Origin of the sequence: Streptomyces sp. NBC_01591, from assembly GCF_035918155.1 — a bacterium.
Taxonomy (GTDB): domain Bacteria; phylum Actinomycetota; class Actinomycetes; order Streptomycetales; family Streptomycetaceae; genus Streptomyces.
Genome location: NZ_CP109327.1, coordinates 8,408,230 through 8,426,443 on the forward strand (window position 1 = coordinate 8,408,230; position 18,214 = coordinate 8,426,443).

General features: G+C 70.3%; 16 protein-coding genes. 9 read left to right on the forward strand and 7 right to left on the reverse strand.

Annotation, left to right across the window (positions count from 1 at the left end):
* Positions 1–3 precede the first annotated feature (3 nt).
* From OG978_RS38875 to OG978_RS38890, 4 genes are all read right to left on the reverse strand, one after another.
* Entirely contained in the window at positions 4–1,254 is a 1,251-nt protein-coding gene (locus OG978_RS38875) for an MFS transporter (RefSeq protein WP_326769725.1), read from the reverse strand.
* A 49-nt stretch (positions 1,255–1,303) separates the two neighbouring features.
* Positions 1,304–1,765, reverse strand: a complete 462-nt coding sequence (locus OG978_RS38880) for a hypothetical protein (protein WP_326769726.1) — start codon at positions 1,763–1,765, stop codon at positions 1,304–1,306.
* Positions 1,766–1,979: 214 nt separating this feature from the next.
* Entirely contained in the window at positions 1,980–3,401 is a 1,422-nt protein-coding gene (locus OG978_RS38885) for an NAD(P)/FAD-dependent oxidoreductase (protein WP_326769727.1), read from the reverse strand.
* A gap of 102 nt (positions 3,402–3,503) precedes the next feature.
* Positions 3,504–3,698, reverse strand: a complete 195-nt coding sequence (locus OG978_RS38890) for a hypothetical protein (protein WP_326769728.1) — start codon at positions 3,696–3,698, stop codon at positions 3,504–3,506.
* A gap of 177 nt (positions 3,699–3,875) precedes the next feature.
* Between OG978_RS38890 and OG978_RS38895 the strand changes: the two genes are divergently transcribed.
* Complete coding sequence (locus tag OG978_RS38895) at positions 3,876–4,370, forward strand: carboxymuconolactone decarboxylase family protein (RefSeq protein WP_326769729.1); 495 nt, start codon at positions 3,876–3,878, stop codon at positions 4,368–4,370.
* A gap of 107 nt (positions 4,371–4,477) precedes the next feature.
* On the opposite strand, the gene OG978_RS38900 is transcribed toward OG978_RS38895, so the two are convergent.
* From OG978_RS38900 to OG978_RS38910, 3 genes are all read right to left on the reverse strand, one after another.
* Positions 4,478–5,923: a glyceraldehyde-3-phosphate dehydrogenase gene (locus OG978_RS38900; RefSeq protein ID WP_326769730.1), complete on the reverse strand. Its 1,446-nt coding sequence runs from the start codon at positions 5,921–5,923 to the stop codon at positions 4,478–4,480.
* Between the two features lie 58 nt (positions 5,924–5,981).
* Positions 5,982–7,223 carry an MFS transporter gene (locus OG978_RS38905; RefSeq protein ID WP_326769731.1) on the reverse strand — a complete coding sequence of 414 codons (1,242 nt, stop codon included), beginning with the start codon at positions 7,221–7,223 and terminating at the stop codon, positions 5,982–5,984.
* 96 nt (positions 7,224–7,319) lie between these two features.
* Positions 7,320–8,066, reverse strand: coding sequence for a helix-turn-helix transcriptional regulator (locus OG978_RS38910; protein ID WP_326769732.1), 747 nt, complete (start codon positions 8,064–8,066; stop codon positions 7,320–7,322).
* A gap of 319 nt (positions 8,067–8,385) precedes the next feature.
* Here OG978_RS38910 and OG978_RS38915 point away from each other — a divergent pair, with 319 nt between their 5' ends.
* The 8 genes from OG978_RS38915 to OG978_RS38950 all read left to right on the forward strand — a co-directional run bounded on the left by OG978_RS38915 (position 8,386) and on the right by OG978_RS38950 (position 18,214).
* Positions 8,386–8,901, forward strand: a complete 516-nt coding sequence (locus OG978_RS38915; protein WP_326764284.1) for a transglycosylase SLT domain-containing protein — start codon at positions 8,386–8,388, stop codon at positions 8,899–8,901.
* Positions 8,902–8,973: 72 nt separating this feature from the next.
* Positions 8,974–9,408 carry a hypothetical protein gene (locus OG978_RS38920; RefSeq protein ID WP_326769733.1) on the forward strand — a complete coding sequence of 145 codons (435 nt, stop codon included), beginning with the start codon at positions 8,974–8,976 and terminating at the stop codon, positions 9,406–9,408.
* A gap of 85 nt (positions 9,409–9,493) precedes the next feature.
* The gene (locus OG978_RS38925) at positions 9,494–9,652 is read left to right on the forward strand and encodes a hypothetical protein (RefSeq protein ID WP_326769734.1); all 159 of its coding nucleotides are present in this window, start codon (positions 9,494–9,496) and stop codon (positions 9,650–9,652) included.
* A gap of 73 nt (positions 9,653–9,725) precedes the next feature.
* Positions 9,726–12,146, forward strand: coding sequence for a DUF4135 domain-containing protein (locus OG978_RS38930; protein ID WP_326769735.1), 2,421 nt, complete (start codon positions 9,726–9,728; stop codon positions 12,144–12,146).
* Positions 12,143–13,435: a hypothetical protein gene (locus OG978_RS38935; RefSeq protein WP_326769736.1), complete on the forward strand. Its 1,293-nt coding sequence runs from the start codon at positions 12,143–12,145 to the stop codon at positions 13,433–13,435. The genes OG978_RS38930 and OG978_RS38935 overlap by 4 nt, the downstream gene beginning before the upstream one ends.
* The gene (locus OG978_RS38940) at positions 13,432–14,766 is read left to right on the forward strand and encodes a JmjC domain-containing protein (RefSeq protein WP_326769737.1); all 1,335 of its coding nucleotides are present in this window, start codon (positions 13,432–13,434) and stop codon (positions 14,764–14,766) included. Before OG978_RS38935 ends, OG978_RS38940 begins: the two co-directional genes overlap by 4 nt.
* 256 nt (positions 14,767–15,022) lie before the next feature.
* Positions 15,023–16,252, forward strand: a complete 1,230-nt coding sequence (locus OG978_RS38945; RefSeq protein WP_326769738.1) for a PP2C family protein-serine/threonine phosphatase — start codon at positions 15,023–15,025, stop codon at positions 16,250–16,252.
* Positions 16,253–16,432: 180 nt separating this feature from the next.
* Complete coding sequence (locus OG978_RS38950; RefSeq protein ID WP_326769739.1) at positions 16,433–18,214, forward strand: serine/threonine-protein kinase; 1,782 nt, start codon at positions 16,433–16,435, stop codon at positions 18,212–18,214.

An 18,214-nucleotide genomic window follows, 5' to 3' on the forward strand; every position in this document is an offset into this window, starting at 1 on the left:
TGCTCAGAACCGGGAGGACGCTGTCGGCGGTGGACCCGGTTGCAGATCCGGCTCGCGAGGCAGTCTGCGCGCGGCGTACGTGCCCGCGCCCGCCGCCAGCAGCATGACGCAGCCCGCGAAGATCAGCCCGGCCTGCCGCAGCCCGAGCCAGGTGGCCATGGCGCCTACGCCGACCACTGGTACGGAGATCCCGGCGTAGGCGACGACGAAGAACGCCGAAATGGTGCCGCCGCGATGCTGTGCCGGCGCCGCGCCGCTGACCAGGGTGAGCGCGGCACGGAACGCCAGTCCCTGGCCGGTGCCGCCGCACAGGGCTCCCAGGACGAGCAGGAGCATGGATTCGGCGATCAGCGACGAAGCCACCAGCAGCAGACCGGCGACGAGGACCGCGCAGCCGACGGGGAGGGCGAGGCGCGCGCCGATCCGCTGGGTCAGGGACTGCCCGACAGTCGAAGCGAGGAAAACGGAGAAGACCACGGCGCCCGAGACCGCCAGATTGTGCACACCGAGTGTTTGCGCGGCGAAACTCGGTGCGACCGCGGTGAACAGGCCGAGAAGCGCGAAGCCGGCGAAGGCCGCCAGCGAGGCGGGCAGGAAGACGCTCTTCACCTCGGGGGGAACGGACAGCCCCTGCGGCTTCAGGCGCGGCCGGCGCTTCGGCTCGGCAACGGTCTCCGGCAGGAACCAGGTGATGCCGCAGGCCAGGGCGACCAGGCCCAGGTGGACCCAGAACGGAAGCGTCAGCGGCCAGGGCGTGTACTGCGCGAGGATCCCGGAGAGCAGCGGCCCGCAGCCCAGACCGCCCATGTTCGCCGCGGTGGCGGCGAACCCCGCACGCGCCTTGTGCTCAGGACCCGCCAGTTCGATGACGGCCGCCGTCGCCGCCCCGCTCAGCAGACCGGCCGCGCAGCCGGACAGCAGCCGTCCCGCGAAGAGCAGCGGCAGGCCGCCTTCCAGCAGGAAACACCCCGCACTCGCCGCCGACAACGCCAGCGCGCACAGGAGCACAGGTCTTCGGCCGATCTCGTCGGAGTAGTTTCCGGCCACCAGCAGCACCGTGATGACCGCGACGGCATAGACGGCGAAGACCACGGTCACCATCAGCTCGGAGAACCCGATCTGTTCCTGGTAGAGCCCGTACAACGGGGTGGGCAAGGTGGTCCCGGCCATCCCGATGGCGAACACCAACGCCGCAGCCACATAGCCGGGCCGCCATCCGCTGCCGGTGTTGAATGTGCATTCGCGAACGTTCACGCACATCACCTCGCGGCCGGTGTTCCGCCGTGGCCGGGTCCGGGAGGGGTCAGTCCCAGAGCTCGTGCGTCACGACCCGCTCCGTGTGCGCCGGCGTGCCGTCGGTGTACACGAGGTGCAGCCGGGTGAACTGCCGCAGCTCGGGATGGGAATTCCAGGTCTCCGGGCGGTCCAGTCGCACGATGACGGGGTAGGAGTGGAACTTGCCGGCCGCGCAGTAGGGCTGGCAGTCGTTCACTGCGTCAAGTGCCCTGCCCACAGCGGATGTCGGCCCCCAGTGGGACCACTGGATTTCGATGAGGCGATTGTTGCCGTCCCCGCACGCGAGCAGGAAGTCGTCGGGGCGTACCTGTGCGTTCGAGAAACAGTCGACGGCCACCACGTGAGCCGATGAGCGGGACTCCGCGGACGCGGGTGACGCTGCGGAAGCGGATGCCGGTACGGGAATCGCCGCTGCGAGCGCCGTGGCGGCGCACAGCATGACCGCTGTCCTGAGGTTGCGTGTGTGCATATCGGCTCCTCGGCTGCCTCATGGCGGGCCCACGCCGCCCGGCGCGGTCGTCGGTCGTGGTGCCCTTCTTCCAGCCGTCGTTCCTGAAACGACAATATGGCCACACCCAGCGATACACCACCTGTAAGGGTGGTAGCAGTGCAAAAATGGCACGAAAGGTTCCTGGCGTCCTGCTGGCGCCCGACATCGACGGGGGCCGGACGCCGCGCAGCGTTCAGACCACGTGCTCCGCTTGCCCCGTGGCCGACTCCCATTCCGCACGCCCGGGGCCGTCGAACCGGGGCACGAAGTCCGGGTGCTCGTCCAGCCAGTGCGCCAGACGGGCACGTACCTCTTCGGTGCTGTATGCCTGATCGGCGGTGAGGAGGAGGTGGCGGACCTTTGCCCGTGCGCGCATGACGAGGGGGTCGTCGAACGCGCAGGCGGCGAGTGCGGCGCTCCTGCGGACGGCGGCGGTGGGGGGCTCCGCCGACACCCGTGCGGGACCGCTGAGTTGAGCCGCGTTGGCCCGGTCCGCGGCGACCTGGAGGTCGAACCACGGGCGCAGGGTTCGCGCCGTCCACCGGTGGTATTCACCGGTGAACGATGCCGGGTCCGAGGCGGCACCGGCGTGGTGGGCCACCCACTGCGCCGCCCACAGGGCCATGGCCACTCCCTGCCCCATCGTGGGATTGGTGTACGCGACCGAGTCCCCGACGCCGACGAGGCCGGTGACCACGGACCCGTCGGCGTCGGCCAGAGCGGTCCAGCGATTGTGCAGGCCACCCATCACCAGCACTCCGGAGACCGGCTCGGGCGCCAGCTCCAGCCATGCCGCGATGGCGGGAAACGTCCGGGCGACCCTCTCGAACACCTCGGGGTCCCGCAGGGCGGCGCGGGTGGGATCGGCGGTGGAGACCGTCAAGGACGCCGCGAAGATGCCGTTGTCCGACGGGAACACCCCGCCGACGGCGAAAGCCGACAACGAACCGGCCTTGACGCGTCCGGGATCACGCGGCCCGTCGGGGCGCAACCGGTACCAGCGGCAGAAGTACGCGATTCCGACACGGTGGTTCTCCACGATCGCGTCCCGGCAGCCTGCCTCGGAAAGCCACCGGGGCACCGGGGACCGGCGCCCGCCCGCATCGAGCACCAGATCCGCATCGTGCGTCTTCGATGCGGACCGCACCCCCGTGACCCGCGGGATGGCACTGCTCCGGTCGAGGAGGAGCCCATCGGCGGGTTCCCCGAGCCGCACATCGACGCTCGGCTCGCGGTGCACCGCATCGTGCAGAGCGGCCTCCAGCACGATGCGCCGGGTCTGGACCGTCACGAGGTCCTCGTCCCCCGGACGGGCGGGCGGACGCTCGTCGAACCACTCGAACTCATTGCGTTCGCGGGCGCCCATGCACAGCATCTCGCGGTACACGTCCGGAGCTTCCGCGCGCAGTACGGTCCGGACGGGAGCGAGGAGTCCGTGCGGCTGGACCGCCTGCGGCACACCTGGACGGTGCCAGTCGAAGAAGTCCCCGTCGAGGTCCTGTCCCGGCCGGTGGGCGTCCCGCTCGAACAAGGTCACCGGATGACCCCGACGCCCAAGGAACAACGCTGCGGCCAGGCCGCCGATCCCGCCACCGACAATCGCAACCCGCGTCAATGTGGTCCTCTCCACGCCGTGTTGCGAACCAACCGTATCCCAGAAATCAGGGGACGAGCCGCCGCCGATGGTCGAGCGCCGCGGTACGGAGCACCGGCGGGTTCACCCCCGCTCCACCAGCCGCTCGGTCGCCGACAGCGCCATGCGCAGCACATTCGCCCGGTCCGCGCCTCGCTGACCGAGGACCACACGCGTGCTCAACCCGTCGAGCAGGGCGAGGAGTTCGGAAGCCGCGCGTCCGCCGCCCGCGGGCTCCCCGGCCAAGTCCTGTGTGCGCTCGCTGTGCTCGCTCTTCACCGGCTGCTCCTGCCTGCCTGCTCGCTCTCGACGGTGCCACGCGCACAAGACGCCACTGCCCTCGGTTCTGTGACGCCCATGAGCAGTGGCACACGTCACACAATCGCCCCGTCACAAGGAGCGGATCGCCGGCGTCCCGTGTTCGTCGAGTGCAACACCACGAGTGAGGACGAAGCCATGGACGCCCGACTCAACCTGTTCGACAACGAGATCGCTGGCAAGTTCGCCAAGCGGTTCGCCAACGCCGGCCTGGTGATCCAGCAGTCGCCGTTGCCGCATTCCACACAGGAGCTGGTGTCGCTGCGCGCCAGCCAGATCAACGGCTGCGGCTGGTGCATCGACATGCACACCAAGGAGGCCGCAGCCGCCGGTGAAACCGCGGTCCGGCTCAACCTGGTCGCCGCCTGGCGCGAGTCCACCGTGTTCACCGAGGCCGAACGGGCCGCGCTGGCGCTCGCCGAAGAGGGCACCCGGCTCGCCGACGCCCACCAAGGCGTGTCCGACGAGACCTGGGCCGAGGTGCGCAAGCACTACGACGACGACCGGATCGCCGCCCTGGTCGCCCTGGTCGCCCTGGTCGCCCTGATCAACGCGGCCAACCGGCTCGCAGTGATCGTGCACCAGCAGGGCGGTTCCTACGAACCCGGCATGTTCGCCGCCTCGTTCGACTGAGCCGCCTCGTCCAACTGATCGGCGGCGGGACGGGCCGGAAGGCAGCACGAAGGGCGCTTGACGGGCATCTGCCCATCAAGCGCCCTTCGTGCTGCCTTCCGCCGGGATCAGACCGCCGGGGCCGGGTAGGTCGGGTACTCCACGCCGGAGACGTGCTGGACGACGCGGATGACCTGGCACGAGTAGCCGAACTCGTTGTCGTACCAGAGGTAGAGGATCGCGTTGTCGCCGTCGACCTTGGTGGCGCCGGCGTCGACGATCGAGGCGTGGCGCGACCCCATGAAGTCGCTCGACACCGCGTCGGGAGCGGTGGTGAAGTCGATCTGGCGCTTGAGCGGCGAGGTCAGCGACACGTTGCGGAGGTAGTCGAGGACCTCGTCGCGGGTCGTCTCGCGCCCGAGCCGCAGGCTGAGAATCGCGATCGAGACGTCCGGCACCGGGACACGGATCGAGCTGCCGGTGATCGGCGCCTTGAGCTCGGGCAGCGCCTTGGCGACGGCGGACGCGGCACCGGTCTCGGTGATGACCATGTTCAGCGGCGCGGAACGGCCGCGGCGGTCGGCCTTGTGGTAGTTGTCCAGCAGGTTCTGGTCGTTGGTGAACGAGTGGACGGTCTCCACGTGACCACGCAGGACGCCGTACTCGTCCGCCATTGCCTTCAGCGGCGGCACGATCGCGTTGGTGGTGCAGGACGCGCAGGACAGGATCTGCTCGTCCGGCTTGATCGTGTCGTGGTTGACGCCGTGCACGATGTTGGGGACGTTGCCCTTGCCCGGTGCGGTCAGGACGACCTTGTCGATGCCGGGGCGCAGGTGATTCGACAGACCCTCGCGGTCGCGCCACTTGCCGGTGTTGTCGATGAGGATGGCGTCCTTGATGCCGTACGCCGTGTAGTCGACCTCGGACGGATCGTTGGCGTAGATCACCTTGATCTCGTTGCCGTTGGCGACGATCATGTTCTTCGCCTCGTCGACGGTGATCGTGCCCTGGAACTGGCCGTGGATCGAGTCGCGGCGCAGCAGCGAGGCCCGCTTGACGATGTCCTGCTCGCCGCCCTGGCGGACGACGATGGCGCGCAGCCGCAGTCCGTTGCCGGAGCCGGCCTTCTCGATGAGCAGGCGGGCGACGAGGCGGCCGATGCGGCCGAAGCCGTACAGGACGACGTCGCGTCCGTCACCGCGCTCGATCTTGTTGGCACCCGTGGCGCCGGCGACGGCCTCGGCGGTGAACTCCTCCACCGAGAGACCGCGGTCGTCGGCCTCGTAGGTCGCGGCGAGCATGCCGATGTCGATCTGGGAAGGACCGAGGTCGAGTGTGGTGAGGGCCTGGAGGAACGGCAGCGTGTCGGTGACCGACAGCTCCTCACCGGCGATCTGGCGGGCGAATCGGTGGGTCTTCAGGATGCTGACCACCGACTTGTTCACCAAGGATCGGCTGTGGAGCAGGACCGTTACGTCCCGCTCCCGGTGCAGTTTCCCGATGACCGGGATCATCGACTCCGCGATCTCCTCGCGGTTCTTCCAGCTGGTGAACGAGTCGTCATTGACAGTCACAGGTTTATCTTTCGAGCTAGGCGGCGCTCATATGGTAACCCCTCGCTACTTTGATCATTCAAACGGGCCGATCGGGCCGCGGGGGTCGGCCTTGGCGCCGCCCGGCGGCCGAGTGCTCCACGCCGGTGTCGTCCCCGGCCGGCGGCACGGGACCGAGGTGCTTCGGCGTGGCCGGTTCGGGCATGGTGCGGTACAGCAGCCAGCTCAGGGCGGGCATCAGGATGAGCGGGGTGAGGGCCGTTCGCAGGGATGTGGCGTCGGCGATGCTGCCGACGAGAGGGCTGATCAGGCCGCCGATGCTGACGGTCAGCCCGAGGGTGATTCCACTGGCGGTGCCGATGCGCGAGGGCAAGTAGTCCTGGGCGAGGGTGACTTGGAGCGAGAACGGGACGTACAGGCCGACGGAGGTCAGAGTGATGAACACATAGATCATCGGGCCGGGAACGAATACGGTCCCGGCGACGGCGCCGACCGTGATCAGGTACGACATGCGCACCACCGCGACCCGGTCCCACCGATTGGCCAGCCGGCTGCCCAGCACGGTGCCCGCCGCGCCACCGAGGTAGAGGACGAAGAGCGCGGCCGTGCCCGCCGCCGTACCGCCTCCCGTGCGCTGCCGGGCGTAGAACGAGATGAACGTGCTCAGCCCGACGAACGTGATCGACCGGCAGACCACGGCGAGCGACAGCTTCACGAACGAGACCCTGTCGTCGGTCCCCGCCGCGGCAGCGGCCCCGGAACCGGCGGATGTCGTCTTCTCCAGTGCGCGCAGGACGGGCAGACACAACACACTGCCGACGACGGCCGGCACCACGAGCAGCGGTGAGAACCGCAGTCCGCCGGTGGCCACGACGGCGGTGACCATGAGAGGGGCGAGTGCGAAGCCGACGTTGCCACCGAAGGAGAACCACCCCATCGCGCTGTGGCTCCCCTTGCCGACGAGCCGTGCGACGCGGGCGGATTCCGGGTGGTAGGCGGCGACCCCGATCCCGGACACCGCCATGAACAGCAGCGTCAGCGGGTACGAACCGCTGAGCCCGCTCAGCGCGACCCCGAGCCCGCCCAGGACCGTGCTCACGGGCAGCAGCCAGGGCATGGCCCGCCGGTCGGTGAGCGCACCGAACACCGGTTGTGCCACCGAGGACAGCAGTGATGCGGCGAGCACGATGCCCGAGGCCGCCGCATAGGTGTAGGCACGCTCGGCGACGAAGAACGGGACGAGGGACGCCACGGCGCCCTGATAGACATCCACGCATGCATGACCGACCGACAGCAGGGCGATTGATCTGTTCCTGGGCATGCCGCCATGGTCAACGCCCGGTGCCTTGTCGCGCTTCCGGCAATCTGCCAACCATTGCCGAAAATCCGCCCGTCACGCCGGATGGTGATGGCGTGATCAGGGCCGGCGGCTGTGGGTGCCCGGGGTGTAACCGAAAGCGCGGCGGAAGACGTCGATGAAGGCGCTGGCCGACGACCAGCCGCAGTGGTGGGCGACCGTCGTCACCGGTACGTCTTCGGCCAGCATGCGAAGGGCGTGGTACAGGCGCAGTTGGGTGCGCCACTGCGGGAACGTCACGCCCAGCTCGCGACGGAAGAGGCGGCTGAGGGTGCGCTCTCCGGCCCCCGCCGTGCTCGCCAGGGCGGCCAGTGTGCGCGGGTCGGCAGGGTCGTGGTGCAGGACGTCGCAGACGGCTCTGAGGCGGGGATCGGTGGGGGCGGGCAGCTGCACGGGCTGCTGGGGCGAGGTGCGCAGCCGGTCGAGGAGAACCGTGCGCAGGCGCAGCCGCTCCGGGGTGTCGTCGTGCGGGCTCCGGGTGCAGGCGAGGATCAGTTCGCGCAGCAGGGGGTCGACGGAGAGCACGGTCGGGGCGTCGAGGCCGAGGGGATTGGTGTCGGCGGGCAGGCCCAGCAGGTGCAGGGCGAGGTGCCCGTGGGCTCGGTGGGCGTGGACGCAGCCGGCGGGAACCCAGATGGCCCGGGTGCCGGGGGCGAACCAGGTGCCCGCGTCGGTGGTGACCGCGAGGACACCGGGGCCCGCGTAGACGACCTGGTGGTCGTCGTGGCGGTGTGCGTCGATGCGCTCTCCGGGGGCCATCGCCTGTGTGCGGGTGGGCGCCTCGGGGGAGTGACGGATGTCCGGCATGGGTGGGGACCCTAGCGAAATGGCCCTGTGGATGTGATGCCACCCATAGGGGCCACGTCACATCCTAGGCCGGATAGTAGAAAAAGGGCCGCCCGAACGGCATAGAAACGGCCCAGAGCGTCTTATTTCGGACATTGCTCCGTATTCGGGTAGTACGTCACATCATTGACCCCCGCCCCGGCCACCGCTAACCATGGCTCTCGTTGCGGGACACCGCGACCGGCCCGGACGGACCCCCGCCGGACCACGCAGGGCCCCGCCCCGCACGCCGCCACCCACACCGGACGGCACACCCCACACCAAGGAGAGTCACTTCCGCATGACCACCCACACCCTGAACCGCACCAGCCGCCTGCGCACCCTGTCCCTCACCGCACTGGCCACCACCGCCGCCGCGGCAGCCGCCCTCACCCTCACCTCGACCTCCGCACACGCCGCCGAGACCAAGCAGCCCACCACCCCCGCGGCCAAGACCGCCACCACCGGCGACACCCAGCAGGGCAACAGCGGCTACGCCAACAACCTCGACGGCTGGATCAAGGAATCCCTCGCCGTCATGAAGGCCAAGGGCATCCCCGGCACCTACGAGGGCCTGCACCGCAACATCATGCGCGAGTCCAGCGGCAACCCCAACGCCCAGAACGGCTGGGACGTCAACGCACAGAAGGGCACCCCCTCCAAGGGCCTGCTCCAGGTCATCGAGCCGACCTTCAACGCCTACCACGTCAACGGCACCGCCAAGAGCCTCACCGACCCCGTCGCCAACATCACCGCGGCCGCCAACTACGCCGCCGACCGCTACGGATCCATCGACAACGTCAACTCCGCCTACTGACGCAGATGTGTTTAGGTGGTCGGAAGTGACACCGTGTGAGGACTGCTGGACGGGCGGGGCGGGATTGTGGGAATGATCGAGCGGCTGTGGGCGGCCGGGGAGATGCCATTCCACGACGGGCTGTACCGGCCGGACGACACCGGGCTGGAGCTGCACGTGGCCGGCCCCGGCGCCTACCGCCCGGACGCCGGACAGCCGATCCCCTTCCGCCTCGGAGAGCCGTTCGACGTGGCCCGTGCCATCGAGGAGGGCGGCATCATCGAGGTGGACACCTGCTTCGAGACCCTGCTGCCGGACGGATCGGGCTGGATGTCCGGCGGAGGCAGCGGGATGGGCAACATCGGCTACCTCTCCCGCCTCGGCTCCGACTGCTCGTTGCGATGGCTCGCCGTGATGTTCTGCTCCAACCCTTTCGTGGGCATGCACCATGAGGGAGCGACCGCGGTCTTCACCAATGACTGGAAGAACCGGCTGACCCTCGACCTCACCGCCCCCGCTCTCGTCTGAGCCGCACGCCCACTACCACGGACCATCAATGCTCCTTAGAATTACGCGAGTTGATCGACCGCACGTTTCCTGCAGGAGGCCTGTCGTGAAGCAGAGCATGTCCACCAGCCCTATGCACTTACTGTCCGAGACCCCGGACAACGAGGCCGAACTCGACCTCGTGATCGGTGAACTGGAGCAGGAGATCCCGGCTCGTTCGTCCTCCGAGACGAGCACATGCGTGAGGATCTACTGTACGTTCTGACCGTTTGGCGCACGACGCCGTCCGGTCCGTCGGGCGGCGTCCCGCACCACCCACCCCGGGGAACGAACGCCGTATGACGAACGTGCTCTGGCAGTCCGAACCCGCAGCCGCAGCAGCGGATTCCGCCCCGCAGCTCCCGCCCGCGGCGCGGGAAATCGTGGAAGCGATCCGCTCCGGCACGGCGAGCGGGCTCTTTCCTCCGGTTCTGCGCAGTACGCAGGAAGGGGTTCTGGCCCCCGGCCGGTCGCTCGAAGGCGACAGCGACGCCCGGCTGATCGCGCAGATCCTCACACAGCCGCGATTCGCGCCACTGCTCGCTCTCCTCACGAGCCTGGACGTATGGTGCCGTGGCGCCCGGCGCCGCCATCGATCGTTCGTCGCACCCGAACTCCTCACGGTCGGCAACGCCGAACTGTTCGGTCCTCTGGTCGCGGAGGTCTTCACCGGCTGCGCCGCAGCCCCCGACACACCGCCGGACCCAAACCCGAACCGCGAGGACAACGGCGACGAAGAGCCCTGGACGCGCCGCGGACGCCAGTACCAGGACTTTCTCGACCTCTTCCTGCGACGGCTCCGGCGCGACCTTCGGTCCTCCTGGTTCGACGACCCGGCCCTCTGCCCGCCCTTGACGGAGCTGCGGGCACACGGCGCCGAGAGTCACAACGGCGGCCAGCGGGTGCTGCGGCTACGGATGGCCGGCGGCGGACGCGTGGCGTACAAGCCCCGGCCGACCGGCGGCGAGGCACTCTTTCTCGCCGAGAGTGTCCCCGACGCCCCGAAATCGGTCTTCGGCCTCCTCAACACCCTGCCGCCGGTCTCGGGGCAGGTGCAACTGCCGCTGCTGCGCCAACGCAGCGGCCGGGGCCGGGACCGGCGCGCCTACTCCTGGCAGGAGTGGATCGAACCACCGGCCCACTGGGGTACGCTCCGCCGTTCCACCGGGCTCCGCCTGGCAGGCACCCGGCTCGGCCGCCGCGAGGCCCCGCGCTTCTGGCACCGTGCCGGATCCCTCGCCGCCGCGTGCTTCGGTTTCGGGATAGCCGACCTCGGCGAGGGCAATCTGCTGACGGGCACCCGGCCCGGCGCGACCGCCGCGCTCCTCTACCCCGTCGACCTGGAGATCTTCCTCCTGCCGCTCCGGCGGCTGCACGACACCGGGCTCATCGCGGATCCCGACGGCGCCGGCCACCATCACCCCGGCATGGAGAACTCCGCCCGCTGGTGCACCGTGGACGGACCGGCGGCGTACTTCACTGCCGGCCGTGGGGGAGGACTGGAACTGCGTACCCGAAGCGCACCCTGCGCCCGGTCCGAAACCCGCAACGTGGTGGCCGAAACCAACGGCCGTACCGGATATGGACCGCACCTCCCGGCCTTTCTGCGCGGCATGTTCGACGCCTGGACCCTGATGTGCCGTAACCAGGGACGGCTCAACGAGCTGATCGCCGACGGTGCGGAGCAGCGGTTCGTCCGCGTGCTGCCGCACCCGACCGCGGTGTACACCGACGCGCTCGCCGGCGAACTGCTGGCCGGAATGCGTGACCAGGACGCCTTCGCCCCCGCCGAGCGTGAACAGATGCGACGCGGCGACGTTCCGTACTTCTTCCGAGCTCAGGCCGACGGCCCGCTGCTGTGCATGGAACCGCCTCCGCGGATCGCCGAGTTCACCGCACTCCCCGGCCCGGATCCGGCGGCCCACGGGATACCGCCGGTGCTTCCGCGGAGCACCGTGCGGCTGGAACTCGCCGGCCTCGGCGTGGCCCTGCGCGACGCCGTGGAATACGTCTTCGACGACGTGGGGCCCGGCGGCTTCGACGATCCCGCGAACGGGACCCGCATTCGGCTCAGCAGCGCCTGCGAAGGCGAAGTGGCCTTCGACTGGCGACAGGCGGGCCGCCGGATCGTGTACAGCTGGGACCGTACGACCGTACGGCTGCGGATCGAGCCCTTCCGCGTCACCGTACGCAATGCGGCGATCAGCAGACGGCTCCTGCGGCTGGACCGGGTGGATGCCGCACTGCGTGAACGGTGGACGGCCGGTGGCTTCACCGACGCCGGGACCGAGGAACGGCTGGGGAAGATCACCGACACCGCGTTGGCCTGGCTGATGGATGTGATCCGTGAACACGGCTGGCCCGGAAGGGCGTTGGTGGGCGAGCGTGCTGCCGAGGCCGCCTGCCGGCTCGTCCAGCACGCCCGAGGCGCGCCCGACCTGCTGCGCGAATGCCTGGACCGGATGGAACAGGCCGCCGCCGACGGCGACATCCCCTGGCGACATGTCGCATTTGCCACCGACGCGGTGCGGCTGAGCGAGGGCGGTCCGCAGCTCTACGGCACGAAGTTCAGACGGGGGGCCGACGGACTCGAACCGTGCCCGATCGAACGGCCCGAGGCGGTGGACGAACGCCGACGGCAGCTGGGCATGGAGCCGCTGGCCCGTTACGCGGTACGCATTCGTCGCCGCTTCCCGGCCCCCGCCGCGGAGGACGCGTGAACACAACCGTCTGGGACCACCTCGCCCGCCACCACCGGGACGGCACTCCCGCACTGCTGCGGGCATGGGACAGCGGAACCGGCACACCTCCGTTGGACGGCCCGCTCGCGTACCGGACGATGGCTGCCGCCGCGGCACCGTTCCGGGCCGGCACTCGTTTCCGTGTCCTGCCCGACGTCCGCTTCCTGGTCGGGAGCGGCTGCATCGGAGCCCCGGGTGACCTGCTGCCGGGCCCGGACGACGCCACGGTCACGGACTACCACGACCGGCTGGACACCCGGCTGCCGGATCAGGGGCGACTGCTCGCCGTGGAACAGCCGTTGATGCTGGACTTCGAGCTCTGGTCACAGACTCGTGAGCTGGTCGCCCCGCTGTGGCAGCGGATCGGTTCCCCGGTGCTCCCCGTGGTCACCGAACTGCTCGCGGGCGGCGGAATCACGGTGCCGACGGCTCCCGGAGGCGAGGGGACCCACGCCACGGTGACGTTCGTGCTGCACGGTGGCCTCACTGTCCGGCTACGAGCGGGCGATGACGGTGGCGGCGACGCTCTCACCCTGCGTGCGGGCGTCGGCGAAGTGGTGTACCGCCCCGCCGGCCACCGTGCCGAAGTCCGGTACGAACCCCGCACGTTGGCCCTTCGTCTGCGGATCCCGGCGGATCCCCGGTTGCTGCACCGAGCCGTGGAGGACGTGGTGTCGGGCCTGCTGCAGGAACACAGGTATGGCTCGGACGACGCGGTCCCGTACCTGGACGACGCACCCTCCGAGGACCCGCGGGCCGCCCTGCCCGATGTGCGGCCGCTGACGGACACCGCGGCGGCGCTGGGGCACGAGTGCGAGAGCCCGCGGCTGGAGCGGGTGCTCCGCATCCTGTGGGCCCGACGGGCCAGCGCGGGCGGACTCGAACCCGTACCGCCACCACGACAGAGCCCACCGCCCCCCGAGGCTGGACAACGGGTGAGGGTCACCGCGCCGGTGTTGCGGATGCCGGAGGGCAACGGCTGGGTGTGGGCGGCCAACGGCCATGCCTTCGCCCTGCGAGGGCAGTCGGGAGAGCGGCTGCTGGAGCTCCTCCAGGAGAACACCACCGCCGCACCCACGGTCGGAGACCTGTGCCGACAACTGCCGCAGTCCTCCCACGCGGGAGCGCTGGCCCTGCTGCGGAAACTGCACGCCCTGCGCGCCGTCGACCTCACGGACGATCCGTCGTCGGAGCCGCCGTCCGACGCGGACGGGTCCGCCGCGGCAGTCGGCAGACGGTCACGACCGGAGAAGGAGCCGACCCCATGACCGAGCCGCTGACCGTGGTGAATACGGGCTTCGACTGGCCGGCCTTCATCGCACAGCACTGGGACCGGAGCCCCGTGCTGTTCCGGTCGATCGCCCCTGTGCCCTTTGCCGAGGCGGAGGTGTTCGCGGCAGCGACCGCCGCCTGCCTGCCGGGTGCGGCCCCGGCGACCGAGCCACCGCCGACGGTGAGCCTCACCGTCGAAAGAGTGCAACGAGCTCGGCCGGGACCACTCCTGCCCGGCCGGGCCGATCGCTCCTTCGACCACTACCAGGAACGACTCCCGGCCGAGCTGGCCGGGCGCCGCTACGCATTGGTGATCAGCGGGTTCCATGCCCACGACTTCGCTCTGTGGGACCGGGAACGGAAGTTCTACGCAGGGCTGTGGGCGGGCGTCGGACTGCCGCTCACGGGTGCGATCACCACGCTCTTCCACGGTACGTACGAACACAGTCCGGTCGGCGTCCACAAGGACCGGTTCGCCACGTTCATGTACGGCCTCAAAGGCCGCAAGCGGATGCGGTTCTGGCCGGAGCGGCCCTGGAACGAGCCGGTGTCGACGGTGCTCGACTACGGCCGCTACCGCGACGGCTCCTTCGAGGCCGAGGTCGGCCCCGGCGACCTGCTGTACTGGCCGTCGGGCTACTACCACGTCGGCGAGAGCGTCGGCGCGGAGCCCGCCACCAGCGTGAACGTGGGAGTGCCGCGGGAGGAGCACCGTGCCGGGTACGAACTGGAGGACCTCCTGGCCGATCTCGACACGGCGGCACTGACCGGCCGGCCCGGCCGCGACAGCCGACTGGAGCCCATCGGCACTCCGGCGCTCTCCGCACACGTCGGCCCGGACGGACTGCTGTCACCGGTGCTGCCGGAGGGGCTGCTGCGCTCGGTACAGGCCTTCGGACGGTTCGGTGAGCAGGGTTCGATCCGGGACCGTGTCACCACCGTCTCGCTGCGTCGTCGCACGGCCGGCGGCTTCGAGCCGGTGCCCGGTCCGGCCGGGCCGCGGCGGCTGACGGACGACACGGTGGTCGAGGCCGATCCGAGAAACCCGGTGCGCTGGGCACCGCTCGCGGCAGGGACGAACTGTGCCGTGAACGGGCACGACACGGCGACCGCCCTGACCCCCGGCGACCTGCTCCGGGTACTCGATCCGCTTCTGACGGGAAAACAGGTCACAGTGGGCGAGCTGCTGACCGGCTTTCCGGCAGGCCCCACGACCGACCCGGACGACGCCGCGAAACTGCCGGCCGACCGGGAAGGCGTGCGGCGGCTGTTGGAGAAGCTGGAGAGCTTTCGCGGCCTGACGCGCCGTCGTGGCGACATCCCCTGAACCCAGCCCGCCCCACCGTGGCTCACACGCCCACCCGGGTCCGGTCCCTCACCTCACGGCCGGTGACATGCCGCCGATGGCGCAATGCGGACCTGGGCCGGCCGGCCGGGTCATCCTGAGCCCTCGCACGCAAGGGGCCGGATGCCCATCCGGCCCCGTCCGGTGCCGCGGGGCGCGCCGGAGACCGGCGGGGACCGGGCCACGATGCCTGTCACCACACCACATGTGAGCGGCACGCACGGAGGCTGGAGGCGTTGTGAAGTATTCCGGCATCGACTACGAGGCGGTGTTCCAGGTGCTGCCGGGAGCAGTGGCGCTGCTGACCACCGACCTCGTGTACGTGGATGTCAACGAGGCGTTTCTGCGGGTGTCGCGGCGGACACATGACCAACTGGTCGGCCGCTATCTGTTCGATGCCTTTCCCGACAACCCCGACGACCCCACCGCGACCGGCAGACGGAATCTGGAGATGTCGCTGCGGCGGGTGGCGGACACCGGCGAACGCGACGCCATGGCGCTGCAGCGCTACGACGTCCAGAACCCCGACCGGCCCGGCGAGTGGGAGGAACGGTACTGGAGCCCGGTCAACGTCCCGGTCCCCGGCCCGGACGGGCGCGTCGCACTGCTGCTGCACCGGGTGGAGGACGTCACCGAGCTGATCCGCGCCCGCGGTGGCCACAACGGCGGGGACCGGGCCAGGGTGCTGGAGGCCGACCTGTACACCCGGGCCAGGGAACTGCAGGAGGTCAACGAACGGCTCCGGCAGGCACACGCCCGTGAACGCGAAGTCGCGCTGAGCCTGCAGGCCGCGATGCTGCCGGCCTCCGGCCCGGTCGGCCGCCGCCGGGCAGCAGTGCGCTACCGGCCGGCCGTCGGCTCCCTGAACGTGTGCGGCGACTGGTACGACCTCGCCGAACTGACGGGGGACCGGATCGCGGTGGCCGTCGGGGACGTCGTCGGGCACGGCCTGAACGCGGCCGGAGTCATGGGCCAGCTCCGCAGCGCGCTCAGCGCCGCCGTGCGTGTGGCCGACGGCCCCGCGGCCGCCCTCGACGCACTCGGTCTGTACGCCCGCTCCGTCGACGGGGCCGAATCCACCACCGCGGTCCAGGTGGTCGTCGACTACACCGGCCACACCCTCACCTACAGCAGCGCCGGGCACCCGCCGCCCGCCCTGCTCCATGGCGACGGCGCCATCGAGTTCCTCGACCAGGCCACCGACCCCCCTCTGGGCGCCCGCCCCGAACATGTCGCCAGACCCCAGGCCGACACCGCGTTCACGGAAGGCGCCACTCTCGTCCTGTACACCGACGGCCTGGTCGAACGCCGCCGCGAAGACATCGACACCGGCCTCCGCCGGCTCGCCGACTGCCTCACCCGCCACCGGTCGGCGGACGCCGAAACACTCGCCGACACCCTGCTGCGCGAACTGATTCCCCCGAACGGCAACAGCGACGACACCGCCCTGGTCATCGTCGGTCTGTAGCCCGGTCCACGAACCGTGCCGGAGCGTACGAAAGGCGGCTGCACCGGGTACGGCGTTCCGGTGCGGAACCCCGCACAGTAGCCAACCGGTTTACCGCTCCCGCACGTTGACCCAGATCGATCCGATCACGAGTTCCGGCCCGCCACTCCGCCGGGCGTACGCATATGGCACAGTCGTGCCGTGGATGCACTGCGACCTCAGGACCCCGCGCGCATGGGCGCCTACCACCTGCTCGCCCGTCTCGGCGCGGGCGGCATGGGACAGGTATATCTCGGCAGGTCGCCCGGCGGACGGCTGGTGGCCGTGAAGGTCATCCGCGACGAGATCAGCGACCACCCCGACTCGCTGGCCCGGTTCCGGCGGGAGACCGCGACCGTCGAGGCCGTGCGCAGCGCCTACACCGCGCAGTTGATCGAGGCCTCGCTCGACACACCTCCCTACTGGCTGGTCACCGAGTACGTGGCAGGGCCCACTCTGCGCGGCGCCGTCGGTGCGAGCGGCCCCTTCCCGCCGGACAGCGCTCTGAGGCTGCTCGCCGCGCTCGCCGAAGGACTGGCCGCGGTCCATGCCCATGGAGTCACGCACCGGGACGTGAAACCGCACAACGTCATTCTCTCGCCGCAGGGACCGCAACTGATCGACTTCGGAATCGCACGAGGGCTTGAGCAGACGATCCTCACCCGGGACGGGATGACTTCGGGGACACCCGGCTACACGGCGCCCGAGGTTCTCCTGCGCAACGAGGTGGGCCCGGCGGCCGACATCTTCGCGCTGGGCGCGACCCTCGCGTACACGGCGACGGGCCGGCCCCCGTACGGCACGGGCGAGCCGGCGGCGGTGAGCTACCGGACCGTGCACGAGGACATCGACCTGGCAGGGGTACGGCCGGGGCTGGCCGAACTCATCCGGCAGTGTGTCGCCAAGGACCCGGCAGACCGGCCGGAGCCGGCCGCCGTGATCGCCCGGTGCGCGGTGGACTCGCCGCTGGCGTCGGACGTCCACTACCGGTTGCTGGCACGCACCGCCGAGCCCGTCCCCGTACCCGGGCACGAGGAGACGCCACCCACGCCGACCGGCGCACACATGGAGCCGGAGACGGAGACGACACGGGCAGCGGAGACCGAGGTCCGGACACGGCCGCTGGACCATGAGCCGGCCGTACACGTGGCGGAGCGCGCCGAGACCACCGCACCCACCGGGCCGTCAGGCACCGCACCGGACGACCGGCCGACCCCGCAGGGGCGCCCCGACCGGGCCCCGCGGGGCAGGGTCTGGACGGCCGTATGCGCGGTGGCACTCGCCGTGCCGCTGACGGTCTGGCTGCTCCCGCAATCGGACGGGACGAAGACCGGCGCCGCTCCCACCACGGAGGCGACCACGTCCGGACAGCCGGACACGTCGCGTCGGGCCACCAGGGTGCCCGCCGTCCGGCCCCCGGACCACATCGTGAACGATCGTGTCTCGCAGGACCGCTGGACCCTGTCCGAGGAGCCGGAACAGGCGGCCCAGGGCATGGGCTCCTGCGATCTGTCCAGCATCGCCGATTCCTCACCACCGACGGGCCTGCAGTCCTCCGTCTCGCACACCACGGGCTCGGACACCGCCTCGCTGGAGTTGCGTCCCAAGGACGCCGGAGAAGGGAAGAGGCCCGCGCCGTACTACATATCCGTGGGGGTGCGGCCCCCGCACGAGACGGACCGTGTCACCGGGCGGCCCGTTCGGTCCGTGGTGGGCAAGGGCATCGGCTTCACGAGCAAACCCGTAGACATCTACTCCCGTTGGTCCTCCGGCGGAACCGTCAAGTTCAAGTACCCCGACGACTTCCGTGCCCACTTCGGCAAACGCACCGTCGACGCGATCCCGGTGGGAGACGACAGGGGCGACTGGACCGTGGTGCTGTACCACGTCGAGGGCGGGCCGACGAAGTACACATCCGTCGTGTGCAACGGCTTCCACGCCTGA

Excerpts from the sequence above, each read along its gene's own strand:
- OG978_RS38930 (WP_326769735.1), top strand. The coding sequence starts at position 9,726 with ATGACGAACGTGCTCTGGCAGTCCGAACCCGCAGCCGCAGCAGCGGAT.
- OG978_RS38940 (WP_326769737.1), top strand. The coding sequence starts at position 13,432 with ATGACCGAGCCGCTGACCGTGGTGAATACGGGCTTCGACTGGCCGGCC.
- OG978_RS38920 (WP_326769733.1), top strand. The coding sequence starts at position 8,974 with ATGATCGAGCGGCTGTGGGCGGCCGGGGAGATGCCATTCCACGACGGG.
- OG978_RS38910 (WP_326769732.1), bottom strand. The coding sequence starts at position 8,066 with ATGCCGGACATCCGTCACTCCCCCGAGGCGCCCACCCGCACACAGGCG.
- OG978_RS38880 (WP_326769726.1), bottom strand. The coding sequence starts at position 1,765 with ATGCACACACGCAACCTCAGGACAGCGGTCATGCTGTGCGCCGCCACG.
- OG978_RS38905 (WP_326769731.1), bottom strand. The coding sequence starts at position 7,223 with ATGCCCAGGAACAGATCAATCGCCCTGCTGTCGGTCGGTCATGCATGC.
- OG978_RS38895 (WP_326769729.1), top strand. The coding sequence starts at position 3,876 with ATGGACGCCCGACTCAACCTGTTCGACAACGAGATCGCTGGCAAGTTC.
- OG978_RS38915 (WP_326764284.1), top strand. The coding sequence starts at position 8,386 with ATGACCACCCACACCCTGAACCGCACCAGCCGCCTGCGCACCCTGTCC.